Origin of the sequence: Desulfosporosinus meridiei DSM 13257 (assembly GCF_000231385.2) — a bacterium.
GTDB classification, from domain to species: Bacteria; Bacillota; Desulfitobacteriia; order Desulfitobacteriales; family Desulfitobacteriaceae; genus Desulfosporosinus; species Desulfosporosinus meridiei.
Map to the genome: position 1 here is coordinate 807853 of NC_018515.1, position 17756 is coordinate 825608.

Here is a 17756-nt window from a genome sequence, read left to right on the forward strand (position 1 = left end):
GATTTTATAGTTAAATTTAACTGTAAGTCAAAGGGGGGAGTTTCATGTTAAACCGTTTTCTGCCTTACCTCATTATTTTAGTTTTGCTGTTTGGTTATTCTGGTCAGGTTCAAGCGACCAAGACCTTTGGATATTCACTTAGCCAAGAAAATAAGTCTAAGTTCGTCGAAGTCCAACAGATCGTTCCGAGTGTGGTATTAGACATCAGGTATGCAACAGCAAATAATTTTACGCACAGCAAACTTTACGAAAGTCCAGCGGCAAAGCTGCGTCTGGGTACCGCTGAAAAACTTAAAAAAGTTGCTGAAGAGATCGAGAAGAAGGGCTACCGTTTGAAGATATGGGATGCCTACAGGAGTCCTGAAGTACAATTTGCTTTGTGGAATTTGATTCCGGATTCTCGTTTTATTGCAAACCCATATAAGGGTTATTCTAGTCATTCGCGGGGTTCAGCAGTGGATTTAACCTTAATAGATAATCAGGGGAATGAGCTAGTTATGCCCACAGGCTTTGACGATTTCACTGAGCATGCAGCTAGGGTCAATGATAACGAAAATGCAAAATATTTAAAAGAAGTAATGACTAAGAACGGGTTTAAGGCCTTAGCAAGTGAATGGTGGCATTTTGATGATCTTGATACTTATGAACCTGTTGCCATTGTACAAAAGTCTTCACAGAAAACTATTAATTATAAGGTTAGAATTTCAGTTAGTGCCATCGGAGATGTAACATTAGGGCAAGATGAACGCTTTTTATATGAAGGCAGTTTTAATCAATACTATACTCTGAAAGGTTCAGAATATTTTTTCTCAGGGGTAAAAAATATTCTTGCTGGGGATGATTTAACCATCGCTAATCTTGAGGGTCCTTTGACTGAAGCTACTGACAAACCAAATAAGAGTTCACAAGGAACCCGGGCCTTTTTCTTTAAGGGGAATCCGCATTACACAGCTATTTTGAAAGATGGAAGTATCGAAGCAGTTAACCTAGCTAATAATCATAGCATGGATTTTTTGAACAAAGGTTATGAGGACACGGTAGCAACATTAGATCATGCAAAAATTTCAAGTTTTGGTGATGAAAAAGTGACAGTTTATGAAAAAGAAGGCGTAAAAGTTGGGTTAATAGGCTTAAATACTTTAGGGCCAATCGAAGAGGGGGTTAATTTAGATAACCTAATTTTACAATTAAAAACTCAAATTGAAACTCTAAAAGAAGAAAAAACTTCAATGATAATTGTTAGTTTTCACTGGGGTCAAGAAAACAAGTATTTTCCAACCCAAGTTCAGCGTAAGCTTGGCCAACTGGCTATTGACCAAGGTGCAGATTTAGTACTCGGACATCACCCTCATGTGATTCAAAAATACGAGAATTATAAAGGAAGATGTATAGTCTATAGTCTTGGAAATTTTGTGTTTGGAGGTAATCCCAATCCATGGTATAAATATACTGAAATTTTTCGACAACAATATGACTTTGTAGATGGCAAACTGGTTGAGTTAAGTTCACCACAAATTATTCCCTGTCAATTATCAGCCAGTTATAGGCCAGAACCGTCAAAATGAATTTGCAGATTAAAATGGGTTGCTGCAAGATTGCTAGTAACTATTGTTGCAGCGCAAAAAACAAAGACCGGTGCCAAATGATTTGGCCCGGACTTTGTTTTCTTTAAGGATAGATTTTAGATTATGCAGATAAACGTGAGTTGGGTAAATTCTTAAGTCTGCCATTATTGGTTGCAATGATATAAATCGCAGCAGCCCAGATTAATCCAACAATAATTGTACCGATATTGAAGAACCCTTTTTGCGCAGTATACAGAAGAGAATATCCAAGTGCTCCTGGGAGTAAAGCATAGTAGGTAAATACTACTAATGTTTTACGGATAACATAGCCTTCTTTTCCGAGCAAACCTACGACGGCTGAAGCTGCAACGACATTGTGTACGCAGATGACGTTTCCTGCAGCACCACCAATAGCTTGAAGAGCAACAATCCAGGTTGGATCAACTCCAATTCGCTCGCCTACACCGAATTGGAACAGGGAAAACATCATGTTAGAAACCGTGTTACTACCAGCAACGAAGGCTCCAAGTCCACCAATCAGAGGTGCGAAGATTGGCCATGCTGAACCAGCTAAGCCTGCAACAGCTTCAGCGAGGACAATAGGCATCTTTTCGAAGCCAGCTGCACCGCCTGCCGAATTCATGAATACTTGAACCATAGGCACGGTGAAAATAAGAGCTGAACCCGCACCAAGCATAGTCTTTGCTGAGCCTTTCCAAGCTCTAGCATAAGCAGCACCACTCATTTTGTGAAGGAAGAAGGTAATAATTGTGACAAAGATAAATGCAGAACCTGGTGAAAAGAGGATTTCCCAACTTGCAGTTATATTTGTTCCAAAAATTGAAGGCCAAACGAATTTTGCTTTTTTCAGAGCAGCAGTAAGAGGAACTATAGTTCTGGTAAGAACAAGGGTTAATCCAATAAGAACATAAGGCATCCAAGCCATTACACTGCTCATTGTGGTCTTAGCAGAAATGTCTTTAATTTCGACTGAGCCTGACCAAGAGGGATCCCAATTTTCTTTCTTCTCAAAATCCCAAGCTTCCCCTTTGGGCATGAGGAAACCTTTTTTAGCGGCAGGAACAACAATTGCAAGACCGATTAATCCACCTATCATTGAAGGGAATTCAGGTCCGAGTAAATTGGCAACGATAAGATAAGGAACTGTCATTGCAAACGCAGCAAACAGAGCAAATTTCCAAACTCTAAGACCTTCACTAAAGGATTTGTTTTTACCGAAGTAGCGGGTCATGAAAGCTACAACGAAGAGAGGAATAAATGCACCGGCAACAAAGTGGAGGAAGGCAACTTTTGTTGCGATGGCAAATCCAATGAATGTATTCCAATCTGTATAGCCAAGTGATTGGGCATACGCCTGTAATTCAGGAGTTTTGAGTCCAGTAGCAACACCGGTGAGCATAGGGGTTCCTACAGCTCCGAAAGATACAGGGGTGCTTTGAATCATCATTCCGGCAACGACGGCAGCCATTGCAGGGAAGCCAAGTCCGACCATCAAAGGAACAGCTACTGCTGCGGGTGTACCGAAGCCTGAGGAGCCTTCTATGAAGGAACCAAAAAGCCAAGCAACGATGATAACCTGAATACGTCGGTCTGTAGTAATTCCGGTAAATCCTCGACGAATGGCTTGAAGTCCACCGCCTTCTTGCAAGGTGTTTAAAAGAAGAATCGAACCAAAAATAATGTACATAAGAGTAACTGCGGTAACAACACCATTAGCTGAAGCGGCGGCCACTTGTGCACCGGGGACTTTCCAAACAAAAAGTGCGAGTATAACTGCTGTAATAAATGAGAGCGGCATAGCTTTACTTGCTGGCCATCGTAATCCTACGAGAAAAATTGCAACAACTGCGATGGGGAGCAAGGAAAGAATGGCTAATATTCCAGTACTCATCTTGAAACCTCCTCATAAATTTTTTTAGATAAGATAATAAGAATAATTCCTTTTTTCACTATCTTTCTAATAATCACCACCTTTCAAGATAGAACCCCTCAGTTCATCAGAACAGTAGAATGGTTTACCTATCATACCACCTGGCCAAAACAAAACTTTGTGAAAGAACGTAGTCTTATATTATACTAAATCAAAAATATTTTCAATAAATTGAGTTTATTTTCACTAATGAATAACTAACAAAAAGTATAAGTGTTTTGAAAATACAATCATATTATGAGTTATAAAACAATTACAAAAAATTCTGATTTGTGTTTTAAATTAAGGCCGATTTCTAAGAGTCAATTATGTTAGTTTGATGTAGATTGAAGTAGATAAAAGGATTTTAGACGGATGGATAAAAATTATAGAGGTGTAAATAGTTTATTCATAACTTAGTGTTTTAAACTTAAGTAATAATAGCATAAATGTGTAAAAAATAACAAATATTGTAAAATATAACATTAAAAACTTGATGTTTCTTGAGAAATTTAAAATTCTAACAAATTAATTAGAATTTATATTTGGGTATAATTAGTCTATCAGGACTGCTCTCATTAAAATATTAGGTTGAAGAGGTATACCTAACATACCTAGATAAAAGAGGGTTAAAACTTTGAGCTAGTAATATAGGTTTTGAGAAGGAGTAAATAAGGGAGGTAATTAATTGAACCGATTAATATTAGTGTTATTTGGAATTGCGCTAGCTTGTATAGGACTAACATTCCTTTTAGCAAAGCTATCATTTAAAAACAAAATTACTAAATACTTGCCAGCTCTGCTATGTCTATTAGCAGGACTCTATTATTTATATATCGCAAATAACGCTAATAACGTAAATGGATTTGAAGATTTGGCAAATTTGATGCTATCGCTGATGCTTTTTGCGGGCTCAGTTGGAGGGGCAGTTACAGGACTAATCTTTGATTTACTCAAGAAGAAATCATAGTTTTTTGAAATTCCACAAAAGGATTTGATTTTGCCTATTTACATTGTCGTTACGTAAAGGTATATAGTGCATTCATCGGGAGGTGATGACATGGAATATACGGTGCAAAAATTAAGTCATCTGGCAGGTGTCAGTACTCGTACTCTGAGATATTATGACGAAATAGGAATTCTTAAGCCGGCAAGAATTAATTCATCAGGGTATCGCATTTATGGATCTGCTGAAGTGAATCGCTTACAACAAATTCTTTTTTATCGAGAGCTGGGTGTGGGTCTGGACAATATTAAAACCATTTTAACAGAACCTGATTTTGACGGACTAAGAGCACTGCAAGTACATCGTGAGAAACTGCTCGAAAAAAAAGAGCAATTAGATGTGTTGATTGCCAATGTTGAAAAAACAATCGCCTTAAACGAAGGGAGAATTATTATGTCGGATAAAGAAAAGTTTGAAGGCTTTAAGCAAAAGTTAGTGGATGATAATGAAGGGAAGTATGGACAGGAAATCCGTGAGAAATATGGAGACGACACAGTTAATAAGTCTAACCAAAAATTCAAAGGGATGACTCAAGAACAATATGATGTAATGACAAAGCTTGCTAAAGAGGTCAATGAAACGCTGTATGCTGCATTCAGAACAGGTGATCCGGCGGGAGAACTTGCCCAAAAAACCGCTGATCTACATCGACAGTGGCTCTGCTATACATGGGATATTTATTCAAAAGAAGCCCATGCGGGACTTGCCCAGATGTATGTAGATGATCCCAGATTTACAGCATACTATGATGAGAAGCAACCAGGCGCGGCGGAGTTCCTTAGAGATGCTATCTTTATCTACACCGGTCAAAAAGTATAGAGTACTGTTCGTTTAAGGCAGCGACATTCTCAATATCAATTATGGGAAGAATGTTTTAGTGATGATCTTGACTAAGTTTCACAAATGTTATAGCCTTAAGTTGGGTTCGTCAAGAAAGGGTGAAGAAAAACATAATGCGCTACTAATTCTTATTTCCAAAAATGAAATTCTTGTTAATATGACGAGTGTTTTTCTAGGATAGGATTAGTATGAGCATTTTTAATTGACAAATGATCGCATCGCTAAAAGGATGTATACCTTGGTGTATATGCGACGTATGTTTTTTTATTGAAATGACTTACCTCCTGTCCAAGAATAATGGGCAGGAGGTTTTTATGCTAGATTTAATTGGCAATCGACTAGTGCGAGCAATCTTAGGGTCTGCGCTATTCTTACAAATTGGAATATGGGTTCGGAATTTTGCAGTTTTACTTTTCGTAATGGAACAGACAAATGGGAATGCACTTGCTATTTCAATGATTTCCGTAGCTGAATATACGCCGATTTTTATTTTCTCTTTTATCGGCGGAACCTTTGCAGACCGTTGGCGTCCAAAGCGAACAATGATCTGGTGTGATATTCTAAGTGCTATTTCAGTATTTGGGGTTTTGGGTACATTGGTATTTGGTACCTGGAAAGCTGTCTTTTTCACAACTATTATATCCGCCATCTTATCCCAATTTTCGCAACCCTCAGGTATGAAGCTGATCAAGGAACATTTACCTCCTGAGAGAATTCAAGCTGTAATGTCAATTTATCAAACGATCTTTACAATCTTTATGATCCTCGGGCCGATTCTGGGCACGTTTGTTTATCATAAGTTTGGGATTATGGTTTCGATTTCTATTATGGGACTGGCGTTTTTGCTCTCAGCAGGTTCCTTAACATTCCTTCCTGTAGACAGTGTAAGCGCTATTCAAAAACCCGTCACAACTCTTGGTCAAGAAATGAAAGCCGGTATTCATTATGTGCTGGCGAAGAAAACTCTTACTCTTTTAGGTTTATGCTTCTTGGCAGCTGGCTTAGGAGGGGGACTTGTTCAACCATTAGGAATTTTTTTGATCACTGAACGGTTGGGTTTACCAAAAGAGAGCTTGCAATGGCTCATGACCTTCAATGGATTAGGGATGCTGGCCGGTGGAATCATAGTAATGATTTTTGCAAAAGCAATTTCACCACAAAAACTATTGGCCTTTGGGATGTTTATCTCGGCAATTGGTTTAGCGATTTGCGGTTTTTCTACCTTTCCGTGGCTAACCTATCTGGTTCATCTATTAATGGGATTAGTCCTTCCTTGTATTATGATCGGCATCAATATGATGATGCTTCAAAACTCAGACAACGAGTTTATTGGAAGAGTCAACGGAATTTTGATGCCTTTGTATACTGGGGCTATGGTTTTAACTATGAGCATGGCAGGAGTACTTAAAGAAATGTTTACATTGGTTGCTATGTATGAAGCGGCGGGAGTTTTGTATATTGTAGGGTTGCTGTTTTTAGTGCCCTTGTTCAATGCTCAAAGTGCTAAGGGAACAATTTTCATAGACTAAATAATTTTGGGCATTCTCAAAGGAATATAAGAGTTTTCAGAGAACTTTAGATATTAACTGCAGTTGTAATTTTTGCTGATCCTATATTCCCTAGACAAATTATTGGAGGTGGCTAGATTGGATTTGAAGGATTTTCCTGTCCAAGTAAAAATACCGATAGCTTGGGGGGAAATGGATTCTTACGGGCATGTTAATAACATTTATTATTTGAGGTACTTTGAAAGCTCACGTATTCAATATTTTCAAGAGATCGGAATGAATGAGCTGAAATCACAGACGGGAATCGGTCCGATCTTGGCCCAAACGACGTGTAAATATCTCAAGCCGTTGAGCTACCCAGATCTAATAACTGTGGGGGCTAAGGTTAAGTCAATAGGTAAATCGAGTTTTGTTATGGAGTATGTAATTGTTAGTGATAAAATGGGAGTAGTAGTGGCCGCAGGAGAAGGCGTTATTGTCATTTACGATTATAATGCTTCAGTAAAAGCGGATATTCCTATGGAGATTAAAGAATCTATTGCAAGAATAGAAAAGATGAATTTGAACTGATAATACCTAACAAATAAGACTCGCAGAATATGCCTAATACTAGCCCATATTCTGCGAGTCTTATTTGTTAATTAGAGAAAGTCTTGTGGCATTACGTGGAAGGGCTATGTAAATATGGTTCATCAGGAAGGTTATGAAGTATACCTTGGTCAACAGTTACATTGATAGTTAAACGAGGTATAATGGATAAAGACAGTTAGGATTTAGATGTCAAGTAGTTTACTAGATCTGGAGGCTTTACAATGGTAAATGAAGTTTACCCCAACATATTTTTGAACGAAATACCTCTCCCTAAAAACCCTTTGAAATCAATTAATAGTTATATCGTAAAATCGGAAAGCAGAAATTTAGTCATTGACACAGGTTTCAATACACCAGAGTGCCAGAATGAGTTGATGAGAGGGCTAGAGGAACTAAACCTTGACTTAAAGAAGACAGAGCTGCTCATAACTCATATGCATACAGATCATTCAGGTTTGGCACATGTTCTTAAAGGGCTGGGAGTGCCAACGGTGTATTTTAGTAAAATCGATGGAGAAATCTCCAATCAAACATCCCAGAGGGATAGTTTTTTTAAATCACTCAATCGACTTCTAGGATTTGAAGGGGAAAATCCCATAAAATTTGGCAAGGAGTTCGGAACTAAAAGGACTGAGCCTCTTGAATACAACCCGTTAAACGAAGGGAATCAACTGATTATTGGAGATTATTGTTTGGAAGTCGTAGAAATACCGGGGCATACGCCTGGACACATTGGCTTATATGAGAAAAAGCATAAGCTGTTTTTCGGTGGGGATCATATACTTGATGAAATAACTCCAAATATAACCTTTTGGGGATTCGAGCAAGATATTTTAGGGACTTATTTCAAGAGTCTTGAAAAAGTACATGAGTATGAAATTGCTTATCTATTCACCGCTCATAGAAAGATCATTAGTGATCACAGAAGAAGAATAAGTGAGCTTTTGCTTCATCACGAAGAACGTCTCAAGGAGATTGGGGCTATATTAAGAGATGGCCGGAAGACACCTGTTGAAATGGCAGCATCTATGCACTGGGATTTAAGTCATAAGAAATGGGCGGACTTTCCTTCTTCTCAAAAGTGGTTTGCTTCCGGAGAGGCTTTATCACATTTAGAGCATTTAGTACATACTGGGGTTGTAGAAAGGTCAATAGAGGGAGAAGTCCTGCTTTATGGGCTTAAATAAAGGAGGCATTTTAGTTTGAGACCGGAGACTATTCAGAGACTAAGTGAAATTGTGGGGAAAGATAATATATACACTGCTCTAGAAGATCTATACTGTTATACCTATGATGCTTCATTTGTGAAGGCAGATCTTAATACAGACTTGGCTGGAGTAGCTGTTTATCCGGGAAGCACTGAAGAAATAGCCCGGATTATTAAGATTGCCAATCAGGAAAAGATTCCGATTGTACCACGAGGTGCAGGAACAAACGTCAGTGGAGGATCCGTTTCTTTAGGAGATTGCATAATCTTGGTTCTTAAGAGAATGAACAAGATATTGGAAATTGATCGCAAAAATTTAATTGCGGTAGTTGAACCGGGTGTAATTACCGCTCAATTACAGGGTGAAGCTGAGAAAATGGGACTTTTTTATCCACCTGACCCGGCCAGTCAAGCTTTCTCAACCATGGGGGGTAATGTAGCGGAATGTGCAGGAGGGCCGCGTGGTGTGAAGTATGGAGTAACTAGAGACTATGTTATTGGTCTAGAGGTAGTGCTTCCCTCGGGAGAAGTTATTAACACTGGCGGAAGAACCATGAAAAATGTAACCGGATATGATATGACGAAATTATTCATAGGTTCAGAAGGAACCTTATGTGTAATAACAAAAATTATTGTTAAACTCATTCCTTTACCGGAAGCCAAGAACACTATGATGGCAGTTTTTCCTGAGATTGCCCAAGCCTGTGAGACGGTCTCTGAAATCATTGCTGCAGGGTTAATTCCTTGTTCCTTGGAATTGTTGGACAACATCTACATCAAGAATATCGAGGAGTATGCGAAGGTCGGGCTGCCTATAGATGCCGGTGCAGTCCTCTTAATAGAAGTAGATGGAGATTCAGAAATATTAGGGAAGCAAATTAGAAAAATAGAGCAAATCTGCAAAGGACTAGGAGCAGTTCAAATACGTATAGCAAGCACACAAATGGAAGCTGAGGAATTATGGCGGGCTCGGCGCTCCGCCTTCGCTGCTGTATCCAGGCTTAGACCTACCATCATTGGAGAAGATGCTACAGTCCCCAGAAGCAGTATTCCTGCCGCTGTGAACCGTATTCAAGCAATCGCCGCTAAATATGACCTTATAATTGCAATCCTGGGACATGCTGGAGATGGAAACTTGCATGCCACAATCCTAACTGATGAGACAAATGTTGAGGAGATGGCAAGGGTCGAAAAGGCGATTAATGAGATCTTTATTGTCACCGTAGAATTGGGAGGATCCTTAAGTGGTGAGCATGGTATTGGCCGGGCAAAATCTAAATTTATAACTATACAAACTGGGGAAGCAGGACTAGCGGTGCAACGTCAAATTAAACAGGCCCTTGATCCACATAATCTTTTGAACCCAGGTGTAATGTTTGGAGCGTGATAGAATGAACCGTTCATTAGAATCTTGGCAGAATGAAGCTATCCGGTGCATTCGGTGCGGTGCTTGCCAAAATGTTTGCCCTGTTTTTAAGGAGTTACAGGTGGAATCTACGGTTGCCAGAGGACGAGTTAAGCTTATACGGGGAGTTATTAATAAAGACTTAGATCTATCTGAAGGTTTAATTGATAAAATGTCTTTATGCCTAATGTGCAAGGCCTGTGTGGCAAACTGTCCTAGTGGGGTGAAAGTGGACAAGCTTGTAGAGGCAGCTCGCAAAGAAATTACCGAAAAGAAAGGACTCTCTCCCCTTAAGAATCTAGTCTTTCGCTTAGTATTAAAAAACCGGTGGTTATTCGATATGGGAATGCGAACGGGTAGATTTTTTCAAGGCCTTGTTTTTCGAAAAGGGCCTGAAGGGCAAGGAATGTTGCCCAGAATGTCCCTGGGACTAGATAAGAGGAGACTTCTTTCTCCTCTGGCTCAGAGAACTTTTAAAAGTTTGTATCCAGAAGTTGTGAATGTCCCTGAAGCAAAAATGAAGGTGGCCTTTTTTACCGGATGCATGATTAACTATATTTACCCAGATACTGGCCGTGCAGTAATCAATGTCCTTAAAAGAAATGGAGTAGAAGTCAGAATTCCGTCCCTTCAAAACTGCTGCGGTACTCCTGTTCGCATTAATGGGGACTATGAAACTGCAAAAACAATGGCTAAGGCCAATATCGATGTTCTTCTGAAAGAAAACTATGACTCGGTAGTCGTGGCCTGTGGAACATGTGGTTTAAGCTTAAAGGAAGAGTATGCTGAATTATTGCAAGATGATCCGATTTATATAGAAAAGGCCAAGAAACTTGGCTCTATGGTCAAGGATTTTACAGAATTAGTAGTAGCTCTAGAGGGATTCCAAGATAAAATGGGACATTTACCGTTAAAGGTGACTTACCATGATCCATGTCACCTTGCTCGAGGGCTAAGAGTAAAAGCTCAACCTAGGAAAATTATTAGAAGTATCCCAGGAGTGGTTTTTCAGGAAATGGACAAAGCGGATACCTGCTGCGGAAGTGGGGGGTCCTTTAGCTTATATCACTACGAACTTTCGACTAAAATCAATGACCATAAAGTCAACACAATCAAACAGACAGGGGCAGAATTATTAGTAACGGGGTGTTCTGCCTGTCGGATGCATATCGCTGACGGTCTTAACCGACAGGGGATTTCGGTACAAGTGATGCATACGGCACAACTAATCGAGATGGCTTATGAATCTAAGTAGCGTAGGATAACGAAAAATTTGGGGGTATAGGGGGAAGGGCCTTGGGTAGTTTTAAACTTAGCTATGGAAAAGAAATACTGTCTTTTGAGTTGCCGGATTCAGTTCAGGTTCGGGAGATTGAAGCTAAAGCTAGTCAGCCAATAGTAGATATTGAAAAAGCTGTTCGGCAGGCGTTAGCGCATCCTGTTGGCACGGCTCCACTGATTGAGGTGGTAAATCCCGGTGACAGAGTAGTAATCATCGTTAGTGATATTACTCGGCTTTGGGTTAGGACAGATGTGCTTTTACCTATTTTGCTTGATGTGCTTAATGAGGCTGGTGTACCAGATGAGGATATTTCCATTGTTACGGCAACAGGAGATCACCGTTTGCAAACACTGGAGGAACACACAGCTATTTGCGGGAAAAAGGTTTTAGAGCGAGTGTCAATACATGATCATGAGTGTAATGCACCTGACTTAGTTGATTTAGGAGTTTCAACGGCAGGTACTCCCATAAAAGTAAATCGACGGGTCTGGGAGGCCGACAAAGTAATTCTGACCGGAGGAATTGCCTATCATTTGTTGGCAGGATTTGGCGGGGGACGTAAGTCAATTGCCCCCGGTGTTTGCGGCTATGAAATGATTCAAAAAAACCATTCTCTGGCACTGAAAGATGCAGGGCCATCAGGACTTAGTCCCAACATTCAGACCGGAAAAATGGAAGGAAATCCGGTTGCCGAAGACATGTTAGAAATTGCTCGCCTCGTTGGTGCAGATTTTATCCTAAATGTTGTCGTTAACGAAAAGAAAGAGTTTGTTTATATTGCGGCGGGTGAGTTACAGCAGGCACATTTAGCAGGCTGTCGTGTAACCGAAGAAATCTTTGGTATAGAAATCGAAGAAAAAGCAGATCTAGTTTTTGTTTCAAGCGGGGGATACCCGAAAGATACCCAACTTTACCAATCTATCAAAGCCTTAGATAATGCTACCTATGCAGTTAAAGAGGGCGGAATCATTATCCTGGTGAGTGAATGCTCAGATGGGATCGGTTCTCGGCCATTTGAGGAGTTTTTTAATCATGGTGACGTTGAGGATATGAGTGCCAGGCTTCATGCTGATTTTACAATGCCTGGTTTTGTAAGCTTGAGAACGGCAAGCATTTGCCGAAAGACCCCGGTCATCTTAGTGAGTTCTCTGACAGATGATGTGGTGAGACGGATGAAGATGCTTCCAGCCTCTTCAATAGAAGAAGCTTGGCAATTAGCGAGGCAAATCCTTGGGAATCAGCCTCAATTCGTTTACATAATGCCTCACGGTGGAAGTACATTTCCGATTATCTCATAGAAAGAAATGAATGCAGGTATGAGAATATTTTTGGCGAGGTATTGAATTATTGGCATATGGGTGTTATTATCATATAAACCGTGGATGGGGAAGTAAAACCGCATGACCAACCTCAAAGAGAGTCGAGTAGGGTGGAAGCTTGACAGGTAACGGAGCGGGTAAATGGGCCTCAGAGGGTGGAACGAAAAAGCGCCTTGCTTTAGTAGTTACCAACGCAAAGCCAGCGTTATCGGGCTGAGGGTGTGTTGGCACTCTGCATGAGAGGATGCATGTATATTTATGCATCAATTAAGGTGGTACCGCAGATTAACGTCTGTCCTTATTTTAGGATAGGCGTTTTATTTTTTCTGTTTCACCGTTTAATTCTTTAAAAAGAATTGAACATGCAGTTGCCGGAGAGTTATCTATTTTGAAGGGGGTATTTTTATGCAAAGAAAATTGGCCAGAATGATGATCTCAGTGTTAATGACCATGACCTTAGTGTTATCCCTAACAGCCTGTTCACCTAGTAAAACAGAAACTCCTGACAAGTCTGCAGCTAAGAAGAATATTGGTATCGTGCAAATTGTTGAACATCCATCCCTGAATACCATTAAGGAGTCAATCGTTACCCAGTTAAGTGAAAAAGGGTTTAAAGATGGGGAAAATATTGCCATTGATTATCAAAATGCCCAAGGGGATCAGTCTACGTTAAAGACAATTGTCAGTAAATTTGTTAACAATAAGTATGATCTGATTATTGCTATTGCCACGCCCTCGGTACAGGCAGCTGTAAGTCAAACAAAGGATATTCCCCTCCTCTTTGCAGCTTGTGCAGACCCCTTAGGGTCTGGAGTAGTTACTAATCTGGAAAAGCCGGGAGGAAACGTGACTGGTACTTCAAATGCCGTTTCAGCTGAAAAGATAATGGAGCTGGCCAAGCGCATTACCCCGAATTTTAAAACAATCGGTGCTTTATATAATTCCAGTGAAACGAACTCCTTGATCGTGATTAAGGGCCTGAAAGAATATGCTAACAAAAATAACCTAACAATTGTTGAGTCCACCGTAACCAGTTCTGCAGATGTTCAACAGGCAGCTACATCTCTAGTTGAAAAAGTTGATATCATTTTCTTGCCCATTGACAATACAGTAGCTACGGCGATGCCACTGGTAGCCCAGATAGCTAATAATGCCAAGATACCAGTTTATGTTGGAGCTGATTCATTGGTGAAAGATGGAGGATTGGCAACATACGGCATAGATTACAGTGTCCTGGGTAAAGAGACCGCCGATATGGGCGTAGAGATATTAAATGGGAAGAATCCTGGGGAGATACCTGTCAGAACCATGTCAGACATGAAGATTTATCTCAATAAAGACACTGCAGCAACTATCGGAGTCAATTTCCCTGAAGATGTTGTGAAGGAAGCTGCTCAAGTATTTAGCAAATAATATCTAAGATAGTATCAGATCAACAAGATCCTTCCAGTACCTCAAAGAGGTGCAGGAAGGATCTTTACTTTCTCGAAATTTTTTTAATGTTAAGCATGTGTTAACAAGTACCTTTTGTTTTCTGTTAGATTTTTAGTTTGATGAATATCGAATTTCAGTAGAGATTCTCTCGACGCTGCTTTAAAATCGGGATTGCCTCTCTGACTTCTTCAATTTCATTAAAATCAAGATCTGCTATGAGAGTCCCCGGTCTTTCATCCAATTTAGCAATTACTTGTCCCCATGGATTAACAGCTATTGAATGACCATAGGCGATATAGGATGCTTGAGGATTACGGGCTGGAGATGTGCCCAGCATGAAGATCTGGTTATCGAGGGCACGGCTGCGGAATAATAATTCCCAGTGAGCCGGACCGGTAGTCAGGTTGAAGGCGGCAGGGACAATGACAAGAAGTGCCCCTTCTTTAGCCATTTTCCTAGTCAATTCCGGAAAACGAATATCATAGCAAATTTCCAGGCCGAATTTGCCCCAAGGAGTTTCAAACAGAGTCACAGAGTCTCCCGGGGAAAGAACCTCGGATTCCATAAATTTGATCCCATTTTTGACGCATACATCAAATAGATGTGCCTTGCGATGCTTGGCAATAATCTCTCCTTGGGGATTAAAGACGATGCTTGTATTATAGAGAAGTTCGTCAACAAGTTCAGGAATTGAACCCCCAACAAGAAAAAGGCCATTGGAACGCGCTAATTTTGAGAGAGCCTTTGTTGTTTCCCCCGCGGGAATGACTTCCGCATAGTCACGGAAACAATGTATGTCATATGGACAATTAAACATTTCAGGCAAAACTGCAAGCTGGGCCCCGGCAGCAGAAGCCTCTTCAAGCATTATAGCGGCTTGTTTTAGATTGTCTTGTTTATTGGGGTTAACGGGAAGTTGACACAAAGCGATCTTTAACACTTATTTGTAAGCCTCCTTTGTCTTTGGTTCAAGACGAAGCATCTACCCATATGACGTTTATATGAGTATTATAACTCTATGACTTAAAAAAATTATAGAGAATGAAAACTTAAATTAATGCAATACTAAACATTAAAAATAAGGAGGGTTAAGACAATGAAAAATGTCACTATGTTTTCTAACAATACCTGACCCTACTGTTCAGTAGCGAAGAAGTTTCTATCGCAAAACAATATCCCCTTTGAAGAGAAGAATATTAGTAATGACGAAGCAGCTTTATTAGAGTTGCAGAAGCGGAACATCAATAGTGTCCCTACATTCTTAGTAGGGGAAGAAGTTGTTGTGGGCTTCAATAAGGACAAGATTCTCGCTCTTGTACATTAAGTAGAATACAGAAAGAAGCCGCTGGGTTGATATTGCCCAGCGGTTTCTTATGAGACTAAGAGCTTACTTACTAGCGGATTTTGCCTAAAGATGTTTCGATGCGCTCCAAAGCTTTTTCGATGTTAGCTACTGAATTTGCGTAGGAAAAACGCAGATACCCCTCACCATAGGAACCAAAGGCAGTACCGCCTAGGCAAGCGACCCCCCCATCATTTAAGAGGTAATCTGCTATTTCCTTTGTATCTTTTCCGAAAGATTTGAGATTTGGGAATACATAGAAAGAACCTTCGGGTAGAAGACAGCTTACTCCAGAAATAGAGTTTAAGCCATTTACCATGATATCACGGCGTTTCTTAAACTCCGCGACCATTTTTTCAACCTCACCTTGGGGCCCTGTGAGTGCCTCTTTACCAGCCATTTGAGTGAAAGCAGAAGTGCAGGAGTTAGAATTAACCATCAGTTGAGCAATTCGAGCGGCTATTTCGGGGTGCATAACCCCATAACCTAATCGCCAGCCAGTCATGGCGTAGGTTTTAGAGAACCCGTCCAATATAATGGTCCAGTCCTTCATACCTGGTAAAGATGCTATAGAAAGCAGAGGAGTATCAGTGTACACAATTCGATCGTAAATTTCATCAGCCAGAACCAGGATATCTTTTCCTCTTACTAAATCGGCGATGGCTTTAATATCATCACTCGTGAGAACTCCACCAGTAGGGTTTCCGGGAGAATTTATGATGAGCATTTTTGTCTTGGGGGTAATTAATTGGGCTAGCTCATTAACATCTAATCTAAATTGATTTTCTTCACGCAAAGGGATAGGGACGGGTGTTCCACCCACAAAGCGAATAACGGATTCATAGATGGGAAAGCCGGGATTGGGATAAATAACTTCATCTCCGGGGTTTACCGTTGCCATAATAGAGAAAAACATAATTGGCTTTCCACCGGGTACGATTACTACATCTTCAGCGGAGGCATCAACTTTTTTTTGCTTCTTGATATATTGGGCAATTGTTTCTCTGACTTCAGGGATGCCGGGAGCAGGTGTATAGTGAGTATATCCACTGGTAAGAGCCTGGCAGGCAGCATCAATAATATTCTGAGGAGTATCAAAATCTGGTTCGCCAATTTCCAGATGAACCACGTCTTTGCCCTGCGTTTCTAATTTTTTGGCTTTTGCCAAAACCTCGAAAGCAGTTTCTGTGCCCAGTAAAGACATTCTATCTGCAAATACATTTTTCATTTCAAACACCTCTTTCGCGGGAAGTTTATTTTAGTTTACTTTACTAATTATTCTTGAATACTTCGGGATTTAAACAAGTCGGTGGAAGTTCTCCCCTCATGGCCGCTAAGATGTTAGTTACGGCAATAATACCCATCTTTGTACGGGTTTCAAACGTAGCACTGGCGATATGGGGGCATACTATAGCATTGTCCAGTTCCAAGAGACCCGGAGCAAATTCCGGCTCAAACTCATAAACGTCAAGTCCTGCGCCCCATATTTCACCAGTTTGCAGAGCTTTGACCAGCTCTGCTTCATTCACTACCGGGCCGCGGGAGGTGTTAATCAGAATTGCAGTGTTCTTCATAAGTTTAAACTCCCGTTCGCCTAACAAATGATGGGTCTCGGGGAGAAGTGGAGTGTGAACTGAAACGAAATCGGATTCTTGGAGAAGAGTCTCCAGACTAACGTATTGACCGTCTGTTTCTTTTTCGAATTCAGGATTAGCCGCAACATCAGAATAGAGTACTTTCATATCAAAGGCCTTTGCTCTTTTGGCAAAGGACAATCCGATTCTGCCGGCACCAATGACGCCAACAGTTTTGTTCATTACTTGTTGCCCTAGAAAAAGCATCGGGCCCCAACCTTCATATTTCCCCATTCTCGAGTATTTATCAGATTCAACGACTCTTCGAGCCGTAGAAAACAATAACGCCCAGGCCATTTCTGCAGTAGTATCAGTAAGCACTCCAGGAGTGTTAGAGACCATAATCCCTCGTTCGGTAGCGGCGGGAATATCTATGTTATTAAAGCCTACCGCATAGTTAGCAAAGATCTTAGCTCCCTTAGCTGCATCCATGACTTCAGCATCTATAGGATCAGTAAGTAAACTTAAAACAGCATCTCTTCCCTTGACCTTTTCTAATAGAACAGATTTTTCTAGAACCTTGCCAGTACGATTGACCTCCATGTCGCAAAATTCTTCTAGCATGTCAAGTGCAGGTTTAGGTATTTCGTTTGTAACATAAACATTCCACCTACTCATGTTTAACCTCCAATTGTTTAATTTAGTAGATTCTATACGAGTATTAATCCCAAATGCAAGAGGTATTATGAGTTT

Annotated in this window: 15 protein-coding genes and 1 other annotated feature; of the genes, 11 read left to right on the plus strand and 4 right to left on the minus strand. The window is 40.4% G+C overall.

The genetic code is table 11. The features are described from left to right. Window positions 1-44 precede the first annotated feature (44 nt). Complete coding sequence (locus DESMER_RS03750; protein WP_014901732.1) at window positions 45-1565, plus strand: CapA family protein; 1521 nt, start codon at window positions 45-47, stop codon at window positions 1563-1565. A 121-nt stretch (window positions 1566-1686) separates the two neighbouring features. Here DESMER_RS03750 and DESMER_RS03755 read toward each other — a convergent pair whose 3' ends face one another. Continuing rightward, window positions 1687-3477 carry an L-lactate permease gene (locus tag DESMER_RS03755; RefSeq protein WP_014901733.1) on the minus strand — a complete coding sequence of 597 codons (1791 nt, stop codon included), beginning with the start codon at window positions 3475-3477 and terminating at the stop codon, window positions 1687-1689. 706 nt (window positions 3478-4183) lie between these two features. Here DESMER_RS03755 and DESMER_RS03760 point away from each other — a divergent pair. From DESMER_RS03760 to DESMER_RS03800, 9 genes are all read left to right on the plus strand, one after another. Beyond that, window positions 4184-4465: a hypothetical protein gene (locus DESMER_RS03760; RefSeq protein WP_014901734.1), complete on the plus strand. Its 282-nt coding sequence runs from the start codon at window positions 4184-4186 to the stop codon at window positions 4463-4465. Between the two features lie 90 nt (window positions 4466-4555). Then, the gene (locus DESMER_RS03765) at window positions 4556-5320 is read left to right on the plus strand and encodes a MerR family transcriptional regulator (protein ID WP_014901735.1); all 765 of its coding nucleotides are present in this window, start codon (window positions 4556-4558) and stop codon (window positions 5318-5320) included. Window positions 5321-5655: 335 nt separating this feature from the next. After that, on the plus strand, window positions 5656-6870 hold the full coding sequence (locus DESMER_RS03770) for an MFS transporter (RefSeq protein WP_014901736.1): 1215 nt from the start codon (window positions 5656-5658) through the stop codon (window positions 6868-6870). Between the two features lie 108 nt (window positions 6871-6978). After that, window positions 6979-7419, plus strand: a complete 441-nt coding sequence (locus DESMER_RS03775) for an acyl-CoA thioesterase (protein ID WP_427854280.1) — start codon at window positions 6979-6981, stop codon at window positions 7417-7419. Window positions 7420-7661: 242 nt separating this feature from the next. Further along, window positions 7662-8627 (plus strand): MBL fold metallo-hydrolase, encoded by a 966-nt coding sequence (locus DESMER_RS03780; protein ID WP_014901738.1) that lies wholly within the window; start codon window positions 7662-7664, stop codon window positions 8625-8627. Between the two features lie 15 nt (window positions 8628-8642). Then, window positions 8643-10034, plus strand: coding sequence for an FAD-binding oxidoreductase (locus DESMER_RS03785; RefSeq protein WP_014901739.1), 1392 nt, complete (start codon window positions 8643-8645; stop codon window positions 10032-10034). 4 nt (window positions 10035-10038) lie between these two features. Further along, window positions 10039-11307, plus strand: coding sequence for a (Fe-S)-binding protein (locus tag DESMER_RS03790; protein ID WP_014901740.1), 1269 nt, complete (start codon window positions 10039-10041; stop codon window positions 11305-11307). A 41-nt stretch (window positions 11308-11348) separates the two neighbouring features. Next, a complete protein-coding gene (larAH10, locus tag DESMER_RS03795) occupies window positions 11349-12632 on the plus strand; it encodes an NPN-dependent 2-hydroxyacid racemase, LarAH10 family (RefSeq protein ID WP_014901741.1) in 1284 nt (427 codons plus the stop codon). 72 nt (window positions 12633-12704) lie between these two features. After that, window positions 12705-12956 (plus strand) — a binding site (T-box leader). 102 nt (window positions 12957-13058) lie between these two features. Further along, window positions 13059-14066: an ABC transporter substrate-binding protein gene (locus tag DESMER_RS03800; protein ID WP_014901742.1), complete on the plus strand. Its 1008-nt coding sequence runs from the start codon at window positions 13059-13061 to the stop codon at window positions 14064-14066. Between the two features lie 154 nt (window positions 14067-14220). Here DESMER_RS03800 and DESMER_RS03805 read toward each other — a convergent pair whose 3' ends face one another. Further along, window positions 14221-15027, minus strand: coding sequence for a carbon-nitrogen hydrolase family protein (locus DESMER_RS03805; protein ID WP_014901743.1), 807 nt, complete (start codon window positions 15025-15027; stop codon window positions 14221-14223). A 156-nt stretch (window positions 15028-15183) separates the two neighbouring features. Between DESMER_RS03805 and DESMER_RS22825 the strand changes: the two genes are divergently transcribed. After that, window positions 15184-15411, plus strand: coding sequence for a glutaredoxin family protein (locus tag DESMER_RS22825; protein ID WP_014901744.1), 228 nt, complete (start codon window positions 15184-15186; stop codon window positions 15409-15411). Between the two features lie 70 nt (window positions 15412-15481). Here the strand turns inward: DESMER_RS22825 and DESMER_RS03810 are convergent, their stop codons facing one another. Continuing rightward, entirely contained in the window at window positions 15482-16657 is a 1176-nt protein-coding gene (locus DESMER_RS03810) for a pyridoxal phosphate-dependent aminotransferase (protein WP_014901745.1), read from the minus strand. A gap of 43 nt (window positions 16658-16700) precedes the next feature. Further along, entirely contained in the window at window positions 16701-17681 is a 981-nt protein-coding gene (locus tag DESMER_RS03815; protein WP_014901746.1) for a 2-hydroxyacid dehydrogenase, read from the minus strand. Window positions 17682-17756 lie beyond the last annotated feature (75 nt).

Excerpts from the sequence above, each read along its gene's own strand:
- DESMER_RS03750 (WP_014901732.1), top strand. The coding sequence starts at position 45 with ATGTTAAACCGTTTTCTGCCTTACCTCATTATTTTAGTTTTGCTGTTT.
- DESMER_RS03755 (WP_014901733.1), bottom strand. The coding sequence starts at position 3,477 with ATGAGTACTGGAATATTAGCCATTCTTTCCTTGCTCCCCATCGCAGTT.
- DESMER_RS03765 (WP_014901735.1), top strand. The coding sequence starts at position 4,556 with ATGGAATATACGGTGCAAAAATTAAGTCATCTGGCAGGTGTCAGTACT.
- DESMER_RS03770 (WP_014901736.1), top strand. The coding sequence starts at position 5,656 with ATGCTAGATTTAATTGGCAATCGACTAGTGCGAGCAATCTTAGGGTCT.
- DESMER_RS03780 (WP_014901738.1), top strand. The coding sequence starts at position 7,662 with ATGGTAAATGAAGTTTACCCCAACATATTTTTGAACGAAATACCTCTC.
- DESMER_RS03790 (WP_014901740.1), top strand. The coding sequence starts at position 10,039 with ATGAACCGTTCATTAGAATCTTGGCAGAATGAAGCTATCCGGTGCATT.
- DESMER_RS03800 (WP_014901742.1), top strand. The coding sequence starts at position 13,059 with ATGCAAAGAAAATTGGCCAGAATGATGATCTCAGTGTTAATGACCATG.
- DESMER_RS03810 (WP_014901745.1), bottom strand. The coding sequence starts at position 16,657 with ATGAAAAATGTATTTGCAGATAGAATGTCTTTACTGGGCACAGAAACT.
- DESMER_RS03815 (WP_014901746.1), bottom strand. The coding sequence starts at position 17,681 with ATGAGTAGGTGGAATGTTTATGTTACAAACGAAATACCTAAACCTGCA.